Here is a 15,384-nt window from a genome sequence, read left to right on the forward strand (position 1 = left end):
CTTAGAGCGAGGCCTCGCGCCGGGCACGATCGCGGAATATCCGTCGGATGACCTTGCCGCTGGTGGTCAGGGGCATGGAATCGACGAACTCCACCTCGCGCGGATATTCGTGCGCCGACAGCCGCTCGCGCACCCACAGGCTGATCTCGTCGGCCAGCTCGGCGCTGCGCGGAAAACCTTCCTTCAGCACCACATAGGCCTTGACGATCTCGGTGCGCAGTCTATCCGGCTTGCCGACGACGGCCGCCAGCGCCACCGCTGGGTGGCCAGTCAAACAGTCCTCGATCTCGCCGGGGCCGATCCGGAAACCGGCCGAGGTGATGACGTCGTCGTCGCGGCCGAAGAAGTGCACATAGCCGTCGCCGTCCTCGATGCCCTGGTCGCCCGTAGTCATCCACTCGCCGATGAACTTCTTGGCCGTCGCTTCCGGGTTCTGCCAGTATTCGAGGAACATCACCGGGTCCGGCCGCCGCACCGCGATCTGGCCGACCTCGCCGGCCGCGACCCGCCTGCCCTCCCCGTCGATGATCGCAACGACATGGCCCGGCACCGCCTTGCCGATAGCGCCGCCGCGCGAGACGCCGATGCCGGCGCAAGACGAAAGTACGAGATTGCATTCGGTCTGGCCGTAGAATTCGTTGACGGCAAGGCCAAGCTCGCTGCGCGTCCAGTCATAGGTCTCGCGCCCGAGCGCCTCGCCGGCCGAGCCGACGCTGCGCAGGCCAAGCCGGAAGCGGCTTCCGATGCCGCGCACGCTCTTCAGCATCCTGAGCGCCGTGGGCGGGATGAAGGCATTGCGCACCTTCATCCGCTCCATGAGGACGAGAGCAGCCTCCGGATCGAATTTCTCAAAACGGCTCGCAACCACCGGCACGCCGAAATAGAGCGCCGGCAAAAGGGCGTTGAGCAGGCCGCCGGCCCAGGCCCAGTCGGCAGGCGTCCACATCAGGTCGCCCGGCTGCGGCAGGAATTCATAGGCCATCTGCGCCCCCGGCAGATGACCGAGCAGGACGCGGTGACCGTGCAGTGCGCCCTTGGGCGGCCCCGTCGTGCCCGAGGTGAAGATCATCAGCGCCGGATCGTCAGGCGTGGTGTCCTCCGCAACGAAGGTAGCAGGCTGGCGGGCAAGCAAGCGGTGATAGTCGAGCGCGCCATTTTCGGCACCGTCGATCGAGACAACGGTCTCCAGTTCGCTCAGGCGACCGGCGATCTGTGCAAGCTTGCCGCAGCCGGCGGAGTTGGTGACGACCAGTTTCACGCCTGCGGTCTGCAGCCTGTATTCGAGCGCCTCGACCCCGAACAGCAGCGCCAGCGGCACGGCGATGGCGCCAAGCTTGTAGATGGCGAGATGCGCGATGACAGTCTCAAAGCACTGGGGCAGGAGTAGCGCGACGCGATCGCCGCGCTGGACGCCCAGACTGCGCAGCGCATTTGCGAATGCGTTGGATTTTGCGGCAAGCTGGCCAAAGCTCAGGCGCTCGACAGTACCATCGGAACCGTAGTCGAACAGCGCCGGGCGATCCGGCTCGCGCGCGGCCCAGTGATCCGAGACGGCCACGCCGATGTTGAAGCGTTGCGGGATCTTCCAGCGAAAATCGCTGTAGAGGCTCGCGTAGTTCTCCCGCCGTTCGAGCATGAATTTCTTGTCTGCGCCTGTGGATGAGCCGGCTTTCTCTCCGGCACGCGCAGATAAGGACGGCACGGCCCCGGCGTCAACCGGAGCACGTCATTTCCATGCCCCACGGAATCAAAGACCCGGTGCCAAGGGCTACCTTTTGGGAAAAGGCGCTGCCTTGGGTCACCGGGTCTTCGCGCCGGCGCGGGGGACGGGCGCGGGCGGGAATAGGACCGTTAGCGGCCAGTCCTATTCCATAGCGAATGCTGCTTACTTCGCAGGGGCAGCAGGCACCACCACCGGTGCTACCGCCTGCGGTATCGGTAAGAGACAGCCGTAGAACCCGCCGAAGCCATACGCGCCCGTGCTGCCGACCTCGCAGAAGGAGTAAGGGCCACTGCCGTTCCGATCGCGTTGATTCAGATTGATGGTCGGGGTGGGCGTAGGCTTGGGTGGCTTCGGGGGCTTGGGCGGCTTCGGGTGATGCGGATGGTGCCCGTGATGGCCGTGGTTTCCGTTGCCATTTCCGTTGCCATTGCCATTCCCGGAATTTCCGTTGCCGTTGTTGTTACCGTTGCCGTTTCCGGAATTTCCGTTGCCGTTGTTGTTGCCGTTACCGTTTCCGGAGTTTCCGTTCCCGTTATCGTTGCCGTTGCCGTTCCCGGAATTGCCATTGCCGTTGCCATTCCCGTTACCGCTTCCGGTATTGCCGTTGCCATTTCCGTTGCCGTTGTCGTTGCCGAGATTTCCATTTCCGTTGCCGTTGCCGTTGTGGTCACCGGCGCTGCTGTTGCCATTCCCGCCGCCGTTCCCCTCGCCGGCAGCGGAATGGACAGCCGTGAGGATTGGAGCAGACAAGAACAACGTCGTAGCCAGGACTAGTGGCAAGCGTTGTATGGCGATAGGAACTCTATACATCTTCGCCTCCTGCAATTTCCGTGGCGATTACTCAGCTATTTCCGTTGTTGTTGCCGTTATTGTTGCCGACGTTGCCGTTGCCGTTGTGGGAACCACCATTGTGGGTGCCATTCCACGAACCGACATTGCCGTTGCCGTTATGCGACCCGCCGTTGTTCCAGCTGCCGTTGTTAGAGCCGACATTGCCGTTGCCATCGTGTGAGCCGCGGTTCCAGCTGCCGTTCCAAGAGCCGATATTGCCGTTACCGTTGTGCGAGCCCTTGTTCTTGCTGCCGTTCCAGGAGCCGACATTGCCGTTGCCGTTGTGCGAGCCGTTGTTCCAGCTGCCGTTCGAGCCGCCGACGTTGCCGTTGCCGTTGTTCGAGCCGTTGTTCCAGCTGCCGTTTGAGCCGCCGACGTTGCCGTTGCCGTTCTTCGAGCCGTTGTTGTAGCTCCCGTTCACGCCGCCAACGTTGCCGTTGCCGTTGTTCGAGCCGTTGTTGTAGCTGCCGTTCAAGCCGCCAACGTTGCCGTTGCCGTTGTTCGAGCCGTCGTTGAAACTGCCGTTGTAGGCGCCGACGTTGCCGGAGCCGTTGTTCGTGCCGGTATTGCCGACGCCATTCATGGCGCCGATGTTGCCGTTACCGCCGTTGAACGCGCCGATGTTGCCGGAGCCGGTATTGCCGTAGCCCCAATTGGCCCCGCCTTGGGGCCCTCCCACCTTGGCGGCCTCGGCCATTACGCCCGAGACATCGACCGCCGAGGCAGTTCCCACGGATGCCAGGCAGCCCGCCGCGACGGCCATGCTGACAAAAGATGCTTTCACATAGTTCATGACACACTCCTGAGGCTGAACGCGGCGGCCGGCCACCGCGTCACTGCTTGGAATTTTGGGTGAACGAGTTCGGGGCCGCCGTCACGCCGAACCAAAGGCGGCGGCCCCGACCGCAGGCTGACTAGTTGTAGTTGCCGTTGTCGCTGCCGTTGTACCAGCCGCGGTTCGTGTTGCCGTTGTAGTTGCCGTTCCAGGAACCCCAGTTGCGGTTGCCGTTGTGACGACCGTTGTACCAGCCCCAGTTGGCATTGCCGTTGGCGTTGCCGTTGCCATCGCCCCAGTTGCCGTTGCCGTTACCGTTGCCGTTATACGATCCGGAATTGCTGTTGCCGTTGCCGTTACCGTTGCCACTGCCCCAGTTACCGTTGCCGTTGCCGTTACCGTTGTGCGACCCGGAATTGCCGTTACCGTTGCCGGTACCGTTGCCACTGCCGCTATTGCCGTTGCCGTTGCCGTTGCCGTTGTGCGACCCGGAGTTACCGTTGCCGTTGCCGACACCGTTGCCGCTACCGCTATTGTGGTTGCCGTTGCCGTTCCCGTTGTCGGAACCGCTATTGGCGTTGCCGTTGCTATTGCCGTTTCCGTTACCGGTATTGTTGTTTCCGTTGTTGTTGCCGTTGTTGGAACCGGTATTGCTGTTGCCGTTGTTGTTGCCGTTGTTGCTACCAACGTTGCCGTTGCCATTACCGTTTCCGTTACCGCTACCACCGCCATTACCGCCGCCACCGCCAGCAGCGGCAAGGGCAGTCATGGCGACAAGCGCAGTCGCTGCGAGTAGGATCTTTCTCATGACGGATTCCCTTCAGTGTCAGTTAATTGAGAGAATTCTTAAAAGATAAGTTGCCATACAAAGCTCGGCTTACTGGAGCCTCGTCCGCAATTAGGTCATGGTTGCTTCTAAGCAGATGAATAACAATTCGGGATAAATACATTTATTTGTCAGGCTAAGGACGAATTCATGCTTCGTCTCAGTACGGGGCCATTAGGGAAAAACCTGACAGGAGGGGTCCAAGATAATGGAATAGAAGGTTGCGGATTGTTCCGCATTCAATTCTGGAACTCCTGAGCTATAATCGGGTTATCAAGAAACCGTCTGGTTTTGAGCTAAAAGTTGTTTGGATCAAGCAGGGGCGGAGGGTCCTAGGAGCACGAGCGGTCGGCGGGAACCGCGACGCATTCCACGATCGCCCCACGGCATCGGAGCCATCGATATATGGCTCCGCACAGGAAGAGGGTGCTTGTAATGTCGGAGACATTCCGCTTTCCCGACCTGCGCGGCATGGATCCTGCACGGAACCTTGGCGGCCGCCAGAAGCTGATCGCCAGCCTGACCTTGACCATCGGCTTCACCGTGCTCGTCAGCAAGGTCCTCTGGGTCAGCTTCCTGTCCCCTACCTATCGCCGCTATGGCGAGGAGGATTGGCTGCTGATCTTCGCCCTGTCCCTGATCGTCATGCTGGTTTTTGCGCTGGTTCGCTCGGCGGGCCGGGTGGCGGCGTCAGAAGCGGAATGGCAGGACGTGCAGCGCGCCCTGCAGGAAAGCCAGGCGCGGCTTCATGCCGTGGTGCGCAGCCTGCCTGTCGGCGTCGCGGTCGCCGAGGCCTCGAGCCACCGCATCGTGCTCAGCAACGACCAGTTCCGTCATCTCTGGCGCGTCAGCGACAGCGAGCAGGTAAGCATCGCCACTGGCGCCGACCTCGGTTACCGCCAGGATGGCCGCGCCTACGAAACCAAGGACTGGCCGCTGGCCCGCGCGCTCGAAAACGGCGAGGTCACGCTCGACAAGGAAATATGGATCAAGCGCGGCGACGGCACGCGCGGCTGCGTCTCGACCAATGCGGCGCCGATCCGCGACGAGAATGGCGAGATCAGCGCGGCAGTCGTCGCGCTCACCGACATCACCGACCGCAAGGCTGCCGAGGCGGAGCGCGACCGGCTCACTCGCCGGCTGCTGAAGGCGCAGGAGGAAGAGCGCCTGCGCATCGCCCGGGAACTGCACGACGAGCTGGGCCAGGACCTGACCGCGCTGTCTCTGGGCCTGAAGAGCCTGGAGCCCGTGCTGCAGGATGACGCGAAGTTGACGAAGTTGGCCGAGTTGCGCGCCATCGTCGAGCATATGAGCGTCGAGGTCCACAGCACGGCCTCTTCGTTGCGACCGACCTCGCTGACGGATCTCGGCCTGCGCCAGGCACTGGACTGCCTTGTCGCCTCCTGGGCCGAGCGACTGGGCATCGCCGCCGACGCCCATCTCGAAGGGCTCGACGAGCAGCTGAGCGACGAAGGACAGGTGGTCATCTATCGGGTCGTCCAGGAGGCCCTCACAAACATCGCCAAGCACTCCGGCGCAAATTCCGTCAGCGTCACCGCGCAGTGGGCCGACGGTATCGTCAGGGTGGCCGTCGAGGATGACGGCCGCGGCTTCGACCCGAGCGACCCGACCCCAAACGAGGACAAGCACATGAAAAGTCTCGGCCTTTCCGGCATGCGCGAGCGGCTGGCGCTCGTCGGCGGCTATCTCAGCGTCGAGACGGCCCCCGGACAGGGCACCACTGTCTATGCGGCACTCCCTACATCCCCATCGTTCCAACTTTGAGCGAGCAAATGACGCAGTCGCAACAAAAACGTGTCTTCCTGGTTGACGATCATCCCGTGGTTCTGGCCGGCGTGAAATCGATGGTCGAAGCCCAGCGCGATCTCAAGGTCGTGGGCCTGGCAGGCGAAGCCGAAAGCGCCATGCGGGGCATCGAAGAAACCGACCCGCATATTGCCGTCGTCGATGTGTCCCTGCCGGGAACCAACGGCGTCATGCTGATCGAACGACTTCGCCAGCGCTTTCCGGAACTGGCGGCCCTGGCGCTGACGGTCCACGAAGAGTCGGCCTACGTCCATCAGCTGCTGCAGGCCGGGGCGCGTGGCTTCATCCTGAAACGGTCCGCAGCCGAAGAGCTGATCCACGCCATCCGTTCGGTCCTCGCCGGCGGCATCTATATCGACCCGGTGATGGCGGCCAAGATCCTCAGTACGCCAAAGACCCCGATCGCCAGCGCCGAGTCGCTGAGCGATCGCGAGGTCTCCGTCATCAAGCTGGTGGCCAAGGGCTACAGTAACAAGGAGGTCTCGGCGCAGCTGTCGCTCAGCGTCAAGACGATCGAGACCTACCGGGCGAGAGCGGCCGAAAAGCTCGGCCTGCGCACGCGCGCAGCACTCGTTCGCTATGCGACGCTGGAAGGCTGGATGGTGGAGTAGCGGGCGCGATCAGCCTTCGCCTTCATTTCGCGGTGGCGGCGCGGCTCGGCTTTTTGGACGCCCGGTCGGATGTTGCGGCGGCGCGTTCCGCTCTTTTCGCGGCACGCTCGCAGAGCCCCCTGAATTGCTCCACCTCCTCCTCGGTAAGATGCTCGATGCCGATGAAGCGGTTTTGACCCTCGCCGACCCGGATGAGCTCATCGAGCTTGGCTTGAATGGCGGCACCCTCGCGGTTCTGCGTGTTCTGGATCAGGAAAACCATCAGAAAGGTGACGATGGTGGTGCCGGTGTTGATGATGAGCTGCCAGGTATCGGAGAAACCGAGAAACGGCCCCGTCGCCGCCCAGATCACGATGATAAGGCAGCAGACGATGAACGTCGTCGGCATGCCCGCTGCATGCGCGACCTTGTTGGCAATCGAAGAGAAAAGTCTGTCTGATGTCATTGTCGGCAATTCCCGATGAAGGCGAGGCGCCGGCAGATGGTCGCGGGCGGCCAGATAAAAAACGGAGCGACCAGCTTATTGTTCCTGCAAGGGGAATTGGCAGCAAGAAACGGATTTTCAACCAGAGTGCGGAGTGCGAGGATTCCGGCAGATACCGATACCAGCATACGAGGTCTGCTCATGAACGTCGAACCGAAACCGATCCCTGCTGGAGAGACAACTAGGTCCGCCGAAGAGCGCATCGCTGCCCGGGATTGGCCCGCCCTCGCCACCGAGCTGGACGACTATGGCTGCGCCATCATCGATAGCTTGCTGACGCCCGAGGAATGCGCGGAGATCGCCGCGCTCTATCCGCATGAGGAGCATTTCCGCAGTCACATCCACATGGCGCGGCACGGCTTCGGCAAGGGGGAATACCGCTATTTCAGATATCCGCTGCCCGATCTGATCGTCGGGCTGAGGACCGCGCTATATCCCCGCCTCGCGCCGATCGCCAATGCCTGGAACGAGCGCATGGGGGTGGACGCTCGCTATCCGCAAAGCCATGCCGATTTCCTGAAACTCTGCCACGAAGCCGGCCAGACCCGCCCGACGCCGCTTCTGCTGCAATATGTTCCGGGCGACTTCAATTGCCTGCATCAGGATCTCTATGGCGACCTCGCTTTTCCCCTGCAGGTGGCGGTCCTGCTTTCCGAACCGGGCCGCGATTTCACGGGCGGCGAGTTCGTGCTGACCGAACAGCGGCCACGGATGCAGAGCCGCGCCGAAGTGGTGCCGCTGAGACAGGGCGATGCGGTCGCATTTGCCGTGCACAACCGGCCAGTCAATGGCTCCAGAGGCGTCTATCGGGTCAATCTGCGCCACGGCGTCAGCCGCCTGCGCTCGGGCCGGCGGCATACACTCGGCATCATCTTCCATGACGCCAAATAGGATACGCATGACGGCCGGAACCCAATCACCACTCGCGCTGGTTCTCGAGACGCTGGACACGCCGCTGGGCGGCTTCACGGTTGTGACGGACCGGCAAGGCTGGTTGCGTGCCGCCGAGTTCGCCGATCGCCGGCACCGTCTCGACCGGTCGCTCGGCCTGCGCTTTGCCCGCGAGGGCTTCGAGCTCAAGGAAGGCACAACGCCAGCGAATATCAGTTCCGCACTCCGGAACTATTTCGACGGCGATGCCGGCGCTATTGATCGCATTCCCGTAGTCCTCGACGGCACGGATTTTCAGAACAAAGTCTGGAATGCGTTGCGGTTGGTCGAAGCGGGCAGACCGATCTCCTATTCGACGCTTGCCGCCCGCATCGGCAAGCCCGAAGCGGTGCGGGCGGTGGGTGCCGCCAATGGCGCCAACCCGTTTTCCGTCGTCATTCCCTGCCACCGGCTGGTGGGTGCCAATGGCGCATTGACCGGCTACGGCGGCGGCATCGAGCGTAAGCGCTGGCTGATCGATCACGAGGCATCGAGCCCACGCTTGCGCTGACCAGTCAGCCATCGCCCGTTCACGACCCCGTCGCGGCCATGTCGACCGGCTGGGCGGGCGCGACACGGAGTGGCCGAAGCGTCTGGCCACGCGGATCCCTTCCCAGATGCAGGGTGCGCGTAAAGAAGTGCCCGTTGATACCGCGGCCGATATTGATGATGGCGGCATCGGGCAGATGATGCTCCAGCATCGCGAAGATGCGGTGGCGCGCGTCGCTCTCAAGCATGTCCAGCGCCTCGTCGATCACCACCCAATCCGACTTGTGCAGAGCCAGCCGGGCAAAGGAAATGAGCCGCTGCTCGCTCTCGACGAGCTCCCGGTCCCAGCGCGCGGTGCGGTCGAGGGATTCGGTCAGTCGCCCCAGCCCCGACTCCACCAGAACCGCCGTCAGGTCGGCCTGCGCAAACGTTTCGGAGCTTCGCGGGTAGCATAGCACCTCGCGCAGCGTGCCCGGCGGCAGATAGGGCATGCGCGGCACGAAGGTCGGCGGCTTGCCCGATGGCAGGCCAATGCGTCCACTGCCCCAAGGCCAGAGCCCCGCAACCGCACGGAAGAACAGCGTCTTCCCCACGCCTGGGTCGCCGGTGACCAGCACCCGTTCGCCGGGCAGTACTTCAACATGCTTGTCGACCAGCCGCGTGCAGCCGCTTGGCGAAGCGACCTCGAGATTGTCGAAGGTCATGCGTTCGCCATCCAGCGGCACCAGTTCGATGCGCTTTTCCATATCGTGCAGAACGTCGGTCTTGAGCAGCCCCATCCGGAAGGCCGAAACACGCAGCAGCGTGGCGCGCCAGTCCGCGATATTGCCGATGTTGTCGATGAACCAGCGGAGCGAAGCGTGGACCTGGTTGAAAGCGCTGACCGCCATCATCAGCCCGCCGAAGCTGATGTCCCCATGGAAATAGACCGGGGAAGCAACGATGATCGGCGCGATCACCGTAAGCCAGCCATAGCTCGCGGTGACCCAGGTGAGCCGCGTGGTCGCAACGACGATGCTGCGCAGTGCGGACAGCAGGCTCGCGAGATCGAATTCCAGCCGGCGCTTCTCATCTGCCTCGCCGGCCGCAAGCGATATCGCATCGACGTGTTCGTTGACGCGCATCAAGGAGGAACGCAGCTCGGCCTCGCGCGCATAGCGGTCGCCGTTGAGCTTGATGAGCGGGCGGCCGACCAGCCAGCTCAGCCATGAGCCCATCCCGGCATAGGTGATCGCCGCCCAGACCATATAACCGGGGATGACGAAACTCTTGCCGGCGATATGGAACGTAAATCCCTGGGAGAGCGTCCAGAGCACGCCGATGAAGCTGACGAGCAGCACCGAGGCCTGGAAAAGGCCGACGCCGAGGTCGGTCGAAAGCTCGCTCAGGTGGCGGGCATCCTCGTGCAGACGCTGATCCGGGTTGACGCCGATGGCACCGGCATTGGCCAGGCGGAAGGCCCGGCGCGGGCGCATCCACTCGGTGATCAGGTCGAGCGTCAGCCCTTCACGCAGCTTCAGCCGGAGCATCTGGTTGAGCCATGTCTGCGCAACGTTCAACAGCAGAAGGAAGATCGCGATGTAGGCGAATACCGAAAGCTGGTGGAAGAATTCATGCAGATCACGCCGTTCCAGCGCGTCGTAGAAGGGCCGGTTCCAGCTGACCAGCAGGACCTGCCCATACGCCGTCGCGGTGACGACGATGATCATGCCCGCTCCCAAGCCGAACAGAACGTAGCGGACCGGCGAGGCCATGAAAGCTCGCCACATCATGATCAATTGCCGGGCAAGGCTTTCCTCGATGCCGGCGGGCGGTTTGATTTTCGACTTGCCTTGTGCCTGATCCGCCATCGGTGCAGATCCTTTCCTCGCAGCATGCACTGTAGAAATATAGTGCTTCGCAAGGCGGTCCTTTTACCAGCCCCTCTTAAGCAAATGTCTGGTAGCTGGTCGTGATCGGTCGAGGACGGTCATGGCGCGGAAATTCGTACGGCACCGCGCCCGGAAGAATGGCCCTGCCCCATAGAAGGCGAGGGCCATGATGCACGAATTACTCGTGGATCGTGTAGGAGCCGAGATCGCAGAGGTTCTGCGTGTCGGTCGTCGTGGTGAGATCGGAATCCTCGGTGAACTCGAAACGCATGTCGTAGTTGCAGACCGAGCGGCCGTCGGCGATGGTCACAGTGGCGCTTTCGCCCGGGTTGAGCACGTCGCGGCCCAGAACGTCGGCTTCCCAATTGTCGACGCCCGTGGGCGACGTGTAGAACTCGGTGAGCACCGAACCCGTACCGTTGGTCAGCGTGAAGACCAGATCTTCCGCCTTCGCGGAAACTGCAGAAGCCAGACAGACCGCCACAGCGCCGGCAGCAATTGCACGAACGTCAAATGTCATGGAAATGTTTTCCCCCTGCCCGTAATTGGGCCGGATTTCGATAACAGCAGTTCGTGAACATGGGAATATGGCCGGACCCGGCACCCTGAAATATTTGAATCCGCTTGGTAAAGCGCTGATTTTCGCAAGCGTTGTCAGCAAGCGACTGACTTAGATCACCTCTCGCCGCAAGCCGCCTGCCTACCCGCGATGTGCTCGATCCAGATGCGATAGAACAGATGGTCGGAATGGCTGGAGAGCAGCGGCGGATCCGGCGTCAGGGCGCCCGGCTCCCACCAGTTGGCATGCTGCTGCAGCAGCGACCAGGCGTAGTGCCGGTCGCGTGGGCCGGTCAGTTCCTCGTAGAGGCCGTCGACCACCACGCTGCGCCAGCCCGGATGCTTCGAGCAGTCGTCGATCTCGATGCAGACGCGGGGGTTTTCGCGCATCCACAAAAGCTTCTTGCCCGGCATTGAGAAGCTGTAGAGATGATGGCCGTCGAAGGCGTAATAGATCGGAACGACATAGGGCTGGTCATTGTACGAACAGGCCAGCCTGCCCAGCCGGCATGCCCAAAGCAGGGCGGTGCAATCGGCTCGCGTCATTTCCTTCACGAACATGGCCGGGCGCTCGGGTCTTTGTCCCTCCCCGCGCTGTAAATCTAATACGCAGACATGCGCCGAGCAAACGTCTCGCATTGGCGAATGGTCGAATGCGATCGCTGCCTGCCGGGCCTATCCAATTGAAATATGACGATATTTTCCGTTTACAATTAAGTAATATCTTATGAATAGGCTCAGGTCATTAAATATTGACCTACTAGGTTCGGAGTGCTCCTCCGAAACATTTTTTATAAAACTAATATATCAAATTTCATAAGGTAATCGGCCAGCTATTCGACCAAGCGCCAAAGCTTCTCATCTGACTCTCATTTCATCCTAGGAAGTCGTCTCCGGCCTCGCGTCGGACGTCTCTTATTTCACAACCCGCATGTTCACCCGGTGCAAAGCCAAGGGCTTTTCACCGCGCGGCCGGACTTTTTCCGGCGGCGATGGCCTGCAGGAACGCGACGTTTCAAATTATTCGTTTTTAAGGAAATCCGATGAGTTCCATTCCATTTGACGCAGCAGTTCCTGCGCCCCAGGTCAGCGCCCCATCGCAGAAGCGCAGTTTCTCGCTCGCCAATCTCAGCATCATGCGCAAGCTGGTTCTGGCCTTCTCGGTCATCATGATCATCAGCATTGCGGTGGCGCTTCTCATGTCGAGATCGCTCTCGACCGTCGAACATGCGAGCACGGAGTTCGAGGCGGCGAGCCGTCTGCTGACGCATCTGGGCAAGGCGGAAGCCCTGCATCTCGACCGCGTGAACCTTGCGGGTCAGTATGCGCTGGCTCAGAAGCCCGACGTGCTCAAACTCTACCGAGAGACCACGCAGCTCTTCGAAGCACAGATCGCAGACGCGAAGCATGAGGCCAAGGACAACGAGGCACTCACCTCGGTCATCGAAAAGTTCCACCTGACCGCAAGGCAATGGCGCCTCGATGTCGGCGATCCGCTGGTCGAACTCGCCAGCAATCCGGGAACCGTGTTCCAGGCCCGCGAGCTTGCCGTGTCCGATCGCGCAGCGCAGGCGCAGCAGGCCGTGCGCCCGACGGTTGTCGAGGTGCAGAAGCAGGTCTCCAGCTGGCTCGAATCCATCGGCAAGCTCAAGGACGACGCGCTGACCTCTACCGACCATCTTCAGATCGCCGGTGGGGTGACCACCGTCCTCGCTCTTGCCCTCATCGCCTGGCTCCTCTCGCAACAGATCGCCAAGCCGGTAAGCCAGATGACGGCGGCGATGCGCAATCTCGCCGCTGGCGACCACAACATCGTCATCCCGGCGGTGGGGCGTCGCGACGAGGTCGGGCAGATGGCAACCGCGGTGCAGAGCTTCAAGGACGCGGCGATCGAGAAGATCCGCCTCGAGACCGAGGCCGAGAGCAGCCGTCGCCGCGCCGAGGAGGAACGGGAGGCCCGCGCCGCCGCGAAGGCCGAAGAGGACCGCCAGGATCAGATCGCTATCTCGGCACTCGGCGAGGGCCTCGACCGGCTGTCGAGCGGCGATCTTGTCTTCCGCATCGACGCGCCGTTCCCCGACAAGCTGGTCAAGCTGCGCTCCGACTTCAATGAATCGGTCGACAAGTTGCAGCAGACGATGCTCAGCATCACCGGCAGCGTGAATGCGATCCACGCCGGCACCGGCGAGATCTCGACCGCCGCCGACGATCTGTCGCGGCGCACCGAGCAGCAGGCGGCAAGCCTCGAGGAGACCGCGGCCGCGCTCGACCAGATCACCGCCACGGTGAAGAAGACCGCCGAGGGCGCCAGCCATGCCCGCGACGTCGTCTCCGAGGCCAAGGGCGACGCCGAGGCGTCCGGCGCGGTGGTGCGCCAGGCGATCGCGGCGATGGGCACGATCGAGAAGTCGTCCGACCAGATCGGCCGCATCATCGGCGTCATCGACGAGATCGCCTTCCAGACCAACCTTCTGGCGCTCAATGCCGGCGTCGAGGCGGCACGCGCCGGGGACGCCGGCCGCGGCTTTGCCGTCGTCGCCTCCGAGGTCCGCGCCTTGGCGCAGCGCTCGGCGGAAGCGGCGCGCGAGATCAAGAACCTGATCTCGGCCTCGACCACCCAGGTCGGCGAGGGCGTCAAGCTGGTCGCCGCCACCGGCCAGGCGCTGGAGCGCATCGTCGTCCAGGTCGCCGAGATCAACGCCGTGGTGACCAACATCGCGGCTAGCGCGCACGAGCAGTCGACCGGGCTCGACCAGGTCAACACCGCGGTCAACCAGATGGACCAGGTGACGCAGCAGAACGCGGCGATGGTCGAGGAATCGACGGCGGCGAGCCACTCGCTGGCGCAGGAGACCGACGCGCTGGCGCGCCAGATCGGCAGCTTTAGGCTCGGCAACCCGGCTTCGGTCGAGACCATCCACCCGGCGGCCAAGGCCAGCCCACGCCGCAAGCCCGAGCTTCGGGTTGCCAGTGGCGGTTACAGCGCTGCCACCGCCCGCGCCGCGGCCCCTGCCGAAGACGGCTGGCAGGAATTCTAAGCCCGGCTCCCACCGGAAAGTGGGGCCAGATACCAAAGGTTGTAATGCCGTCACGGCATCATTCGAAAGCGTGCGCTCCGGAAGGTTGCGCGGACAGGAGGCGAGACAACCATAGATACGAAGTTCCGCCCCTCAGGATTGGGCTGGTGCTATCTACATGCAAAATAACGGGAATATTGGGCGTTTTTACGTTTCGGTAATGCGCGGTGTGCTTACCCTTGAGTCATGTCAGGGGCAGGTCACGACAGGGAGTGACAACGATAAGCGCATCGATGAGGGGAACAGGCTGACCAAGCCGGAAACTCATCACACGGAATGTAAGAACTGAAACGCCGCCGGCGGACCCGCCTTCTTGAGAAGGCCTGCCGGCAAGCTCGAAGCCCCCAACTTCCCGTTAACAACCCGCAAAGTTGCCCAAGGTGCGAGGCGCAGGCCTTCCGCCGCACGGCAGAACGCGTCCCGACGACCGCTTTGCGGGGCACCACCGAATCCTAATCCGATGCCAAGGAAACAACCGATGAGTTCCCTCCCATACGACGCGGCAGCGCCTGCGCCCAACACCTACGCCCCAGGGAAAAGACGCGGCTTCTCGCTCACCAATCTCAACATCACACGCAAGCTTGCGCTGGGCTTCTCGGCCGTCATTCTGGTCAGCGTCGTGGTGGCGTTCCTGGTGATGCGGTCCGTCGTCACGATGGAAGCCGCCGGGAAGGATTATGAGATTGCCAACCGCCTGCTGACCAATATCGGCAAGGCAGAAGCCGCAAACATCGATCGGATGAACCTCGCCCGCTTCTACCTGCTGTCGCTGCGGGAAGACATCCAGAAGCGCTATTTCGCCTCGGCCAAAGACTTCGACAGAGCGATCGACGCTGCGAAGAAGGACGCTGCCGGCGACCAGCTGCTGCAGGACTCCATCGAAAACATTCGCACCATGGCACGTCAGTGGACCTCCGAATACGGCGATCCGGGAGTCTCATACGCGTCAAAGCCAGATACTTATAGTCGAGGACGCGAACTGATCACCAACGCGACGGGATCCGAAAAGGCGGCCATGGCGCGCTCGGCGATTTCGGAGGTGCAGACCAAGATCGCTTCCTGGCTGGATGACGTCACTGTTAGGAAGAACGATGCCGCATCCGTCGTCAAGGATGTCCAGCTCGGCGGTGCGATCGGTATCGTCGCCATTCTCGTTCTGATTGGCTGGTGGCTGTCGCTGCAGATCGCGCGGCCGGTGAACCGGATGACCGAGGCGATGCGCAAGCTGGCGGCGGGCGACCATCTGGTGGCGGTGCCGGCTGTCGGCCGTCGCGACGAGGTCGGGCAGATGGCGACGGCGGTGCAGAGCTTCAAGGACGCGGCGATCGAGAAGATCCGCCTCGAGACCGAGGCCGAGACGGCGCGCCAGCGGGCCGAGGAGG

General features: G+C 62.5%; 14 protein-coding genes. 7 read left to right on the forward strand and 7 right to left on the reverse strand.

Annotated elements, in window-relative coordinates; genetic code table 11:
• Nucleotide 1: 1 nt before the first annotated feature.
• On the reverse strand, nucleotides 2-1,636 hold the full coding sequence (locus C7I85_RS27175; RefSeq protein WP_106727138.1) for an AMP-binding protein: 1,635 nt from the start codon (nucleotides 1,634-1,636) through the stop codon (nucleotides 2-4).
• Nucleotides 1,637-2,116: 480 nt separating this feature from the next.
• On the opposite strand from C7I85_RS27175, the gene C7I85_RS31220 reads away from it, so the two are divergent.
• A complete protein-coding gene (locus tag C7I85_RS31220; protein ID WP_181257414.1) occupies nucleotides 2,117-2,497 on the forward strand; it encodes a hypothetical protein in 381 nt (126 codons plus the stop codon).
• Between the two features lie 67 nt (nucleotides 2,498-2,564).
• Here the strand turns inward: C7I85_RS31220 and C7I85_RS31225 are convergent, their stop codons facing one another.
• Together C7I85_RS31225 and C7I85_RS31850 are read right to left on the reverse strand one after the other, a co-directional pair.
• Nucleotides 2,565-3,347, reverse strand: a complete 783-nt coding sequence (locus C7I85_RS31225) for a hypothetical protein (RefSeq protein WP_106727139.1) — start codon at nucleotides 3,345-3,347, stop codon at nucleotides 2,565-2,567.
• A 121-nt stretch (nucleotides 3,348-3,468) separates the two neighbouring features.
• Nucleotides 3,469-4,137 (reverse strand): hypothetical protein, encoded by a 669-nt coding sequence (locus C7I85_RS31850; protein ID WP_342587322.1) that lies wholly within the window; start codon nucleotides 4,135-4,137, stop codon nucleotides 3,469-3,471.
• A gap of 453 nt (nucleotides 4,138-4,590) precedes the next feature.
• Here C7I85_RS31850 and C7I85_RS27195 point away from each other — a divergent pair, with 453 nt between their 5' ends.
• Nucleotides 4,591-5,940 (forward strand): PAS domain-containing sensor histidine kinase, encoded by a 1,350-nt coding sequence (locus tag C7I85_RS27195; protein ID WP_181257415.1) that lies wholly within the window; start codon nucleotides 4,591-4,593, stop codon nucleotides 5,938-5,940.
• Nucleotides 5,941-5,948: 8 nt separating this feature from the next.
• Nucleotides 5,949-6,593 carry a response regulator gene (locus tag C7I85_RS27200; RefSeq protein WP_106727141.1) on the forward strand — a complete coding sequence of 215 codons (645 nt, stop codon included), beginning with the start codon at nucleotides 5,949-5,951 and terminating at the stop codon, nucleotides 6,591-6,593.
• 22 nt (nucleotides 6,594-6,615) lie between these two features.
• Here C7I85_RS27200 and C7I85_RS27205 read toward each other — a convergent pair whose 3' ends face one another.
• The gene (locus C7I85_RS27205; RefSeq protein WP_106727142.1) at nucleotides 6,616-7,038 is read right to left on the reverse strand and encodes a low affinity iron permease family protein; all 423 of its coding nucleotides are present in this window, start codon (nucleotides 7,036-7,038) and stop codon (nucleotides 6,616-6,618) included.
• A 180-nt stretch (nucleotides 7,039-7,218) separates the two neighbouring features.
• Here C7I85_RS27205 and C7I85_RS27210 point away from each other — a divergent pair, with 180 nt between their 5' ends.
• The gene (locus tag C7I85_RS27210) at nucleotides 7,219-7,968 is read left to right on the forward strand and encodes a 2OG-Fe(II) oxygenase (protein WP_106727143.1); all 750 of its coding nucleotides are present in this window, start codon (nucleotides 7,219-7,221) and stop codon (nucleotides 7,966-7,968) included.
• A gap of 7 nt (nucleotides 7,969-7,975) precedes the next feature.
• The gene (locus C7I85_RS27215) at nucleotides 7,976-8,518 is read left to right on the forward strand and encodes a methylated-DNA--[protein]-cysteine S-methyltransferase (RefSeq protein WP_106727144.1); all 543 of its coding nucleotides are present in this window, start codon (nucleotides 7,976-7,978) and stop codon (nucleotides 8,516-8,518) included.
• Nucleotides 8,519-8,537: 19 nt separating this feature from the next.
• Here C7I85_RS27215 and C7I85_RS27220 read toward each other — a convergent pair whose 3' ends face one another.
• The 3 genes from C7I85_RS27220 to C7I85_RS27230 all read right to left on the reverse strand — a co-directional run bounded on the left by C7I85_RS27220 (nucleotide 8,538) and on the right by C7I85_RS27230 (nucleotide 11,486).
• The gene (locus tag C7I85_RS27220; protein ID WP_106727145.1) at nucleotides 8,538-10,346 is read right to left on the reverse strand and encodes an ABC transporter ATP-binding protein/permease; all 1,809 of its coding nucleotides are present in this window, start codon (nucleotides 10,344-10,346) and stop codon (nucleotides 8,538-8,540) included.
• A 199-nt stretch (nucleotides 10,347-10,545) separates the two neighbouring features.
• Nucleotides 10,546-10,887: a hypothetical protein gene (locus tag C7I85_RS27225; RefSeq protein ID WP_106727146.1), complete on the reverse strand. Its 342-nt coding sequence runs from the start codon at nucleotides 10,885-10,887 to the stop codon at nucleotides 10,546-10,548.
• Between the two features lie 155 nt (nucleotides 10,888-11,042).
• Nucleotides 11,043-11,486 carry a pyridoxamine 5'-phosphate oxidase family protein gene (locus tag C7I85_RS27230; protein ID WP_106727147.1) on the reverse strand — a complete coding sequence of 148 codons (444 nt, stop codon included), beginning with the start codon at nucleotides 11,484-11,486 and terminating at the stop codon, nucleotides 11,043-11,045.
• A 482-nt stretch (nucleotides 11,487-11,968) separates the two neighbouring features.
• Here C7I85_RS27230 and C7I85_RS27235 point away from each other — a divergent pair, with 482 nt between their 5' ends.
• Together C7I85_RS27235 and C7I85_RS27240 are read left to right on the forward strand one after the other, a co-directional pair.
• Nucleotides 11,969-13,963 carry a methyl-accepting chemotaxis protein gene (locus tag C7I85_RS27235; RefSeq protein ID WP_210203089.1) on the forward strand — a complete coding sequence of 665 codons (1,995 nt, stop codon included), beginning with the start codon at nucleotides 11,969-11,971 and terminating at the stop codon, nucleotides 13,961-13,963.
• 517 nt (nucleotides 13,964-14,480) lie between these two features.
• Nucleotides 14,481-15,384 (forward strand): HAMP domain-containing protein (locus tag C7I85_RS27240; RefSeq protein ID WP_181257416.1); only part of this gene is annotated, 904 nt, incomplete at its 3' end.

It is taken from the genome of Pseudaminobacter soli (ex Li et al. 2025), from assembly GCF_003012705.1.
In the GTDB taxonomy this organism is placed as follows: Bacteria; Pseudomonadota; Alphaproteobacteria; order Rhizobiales; family Rhizobiaceae; genus Pseudaminobacter; species Pseudaminobacter soli.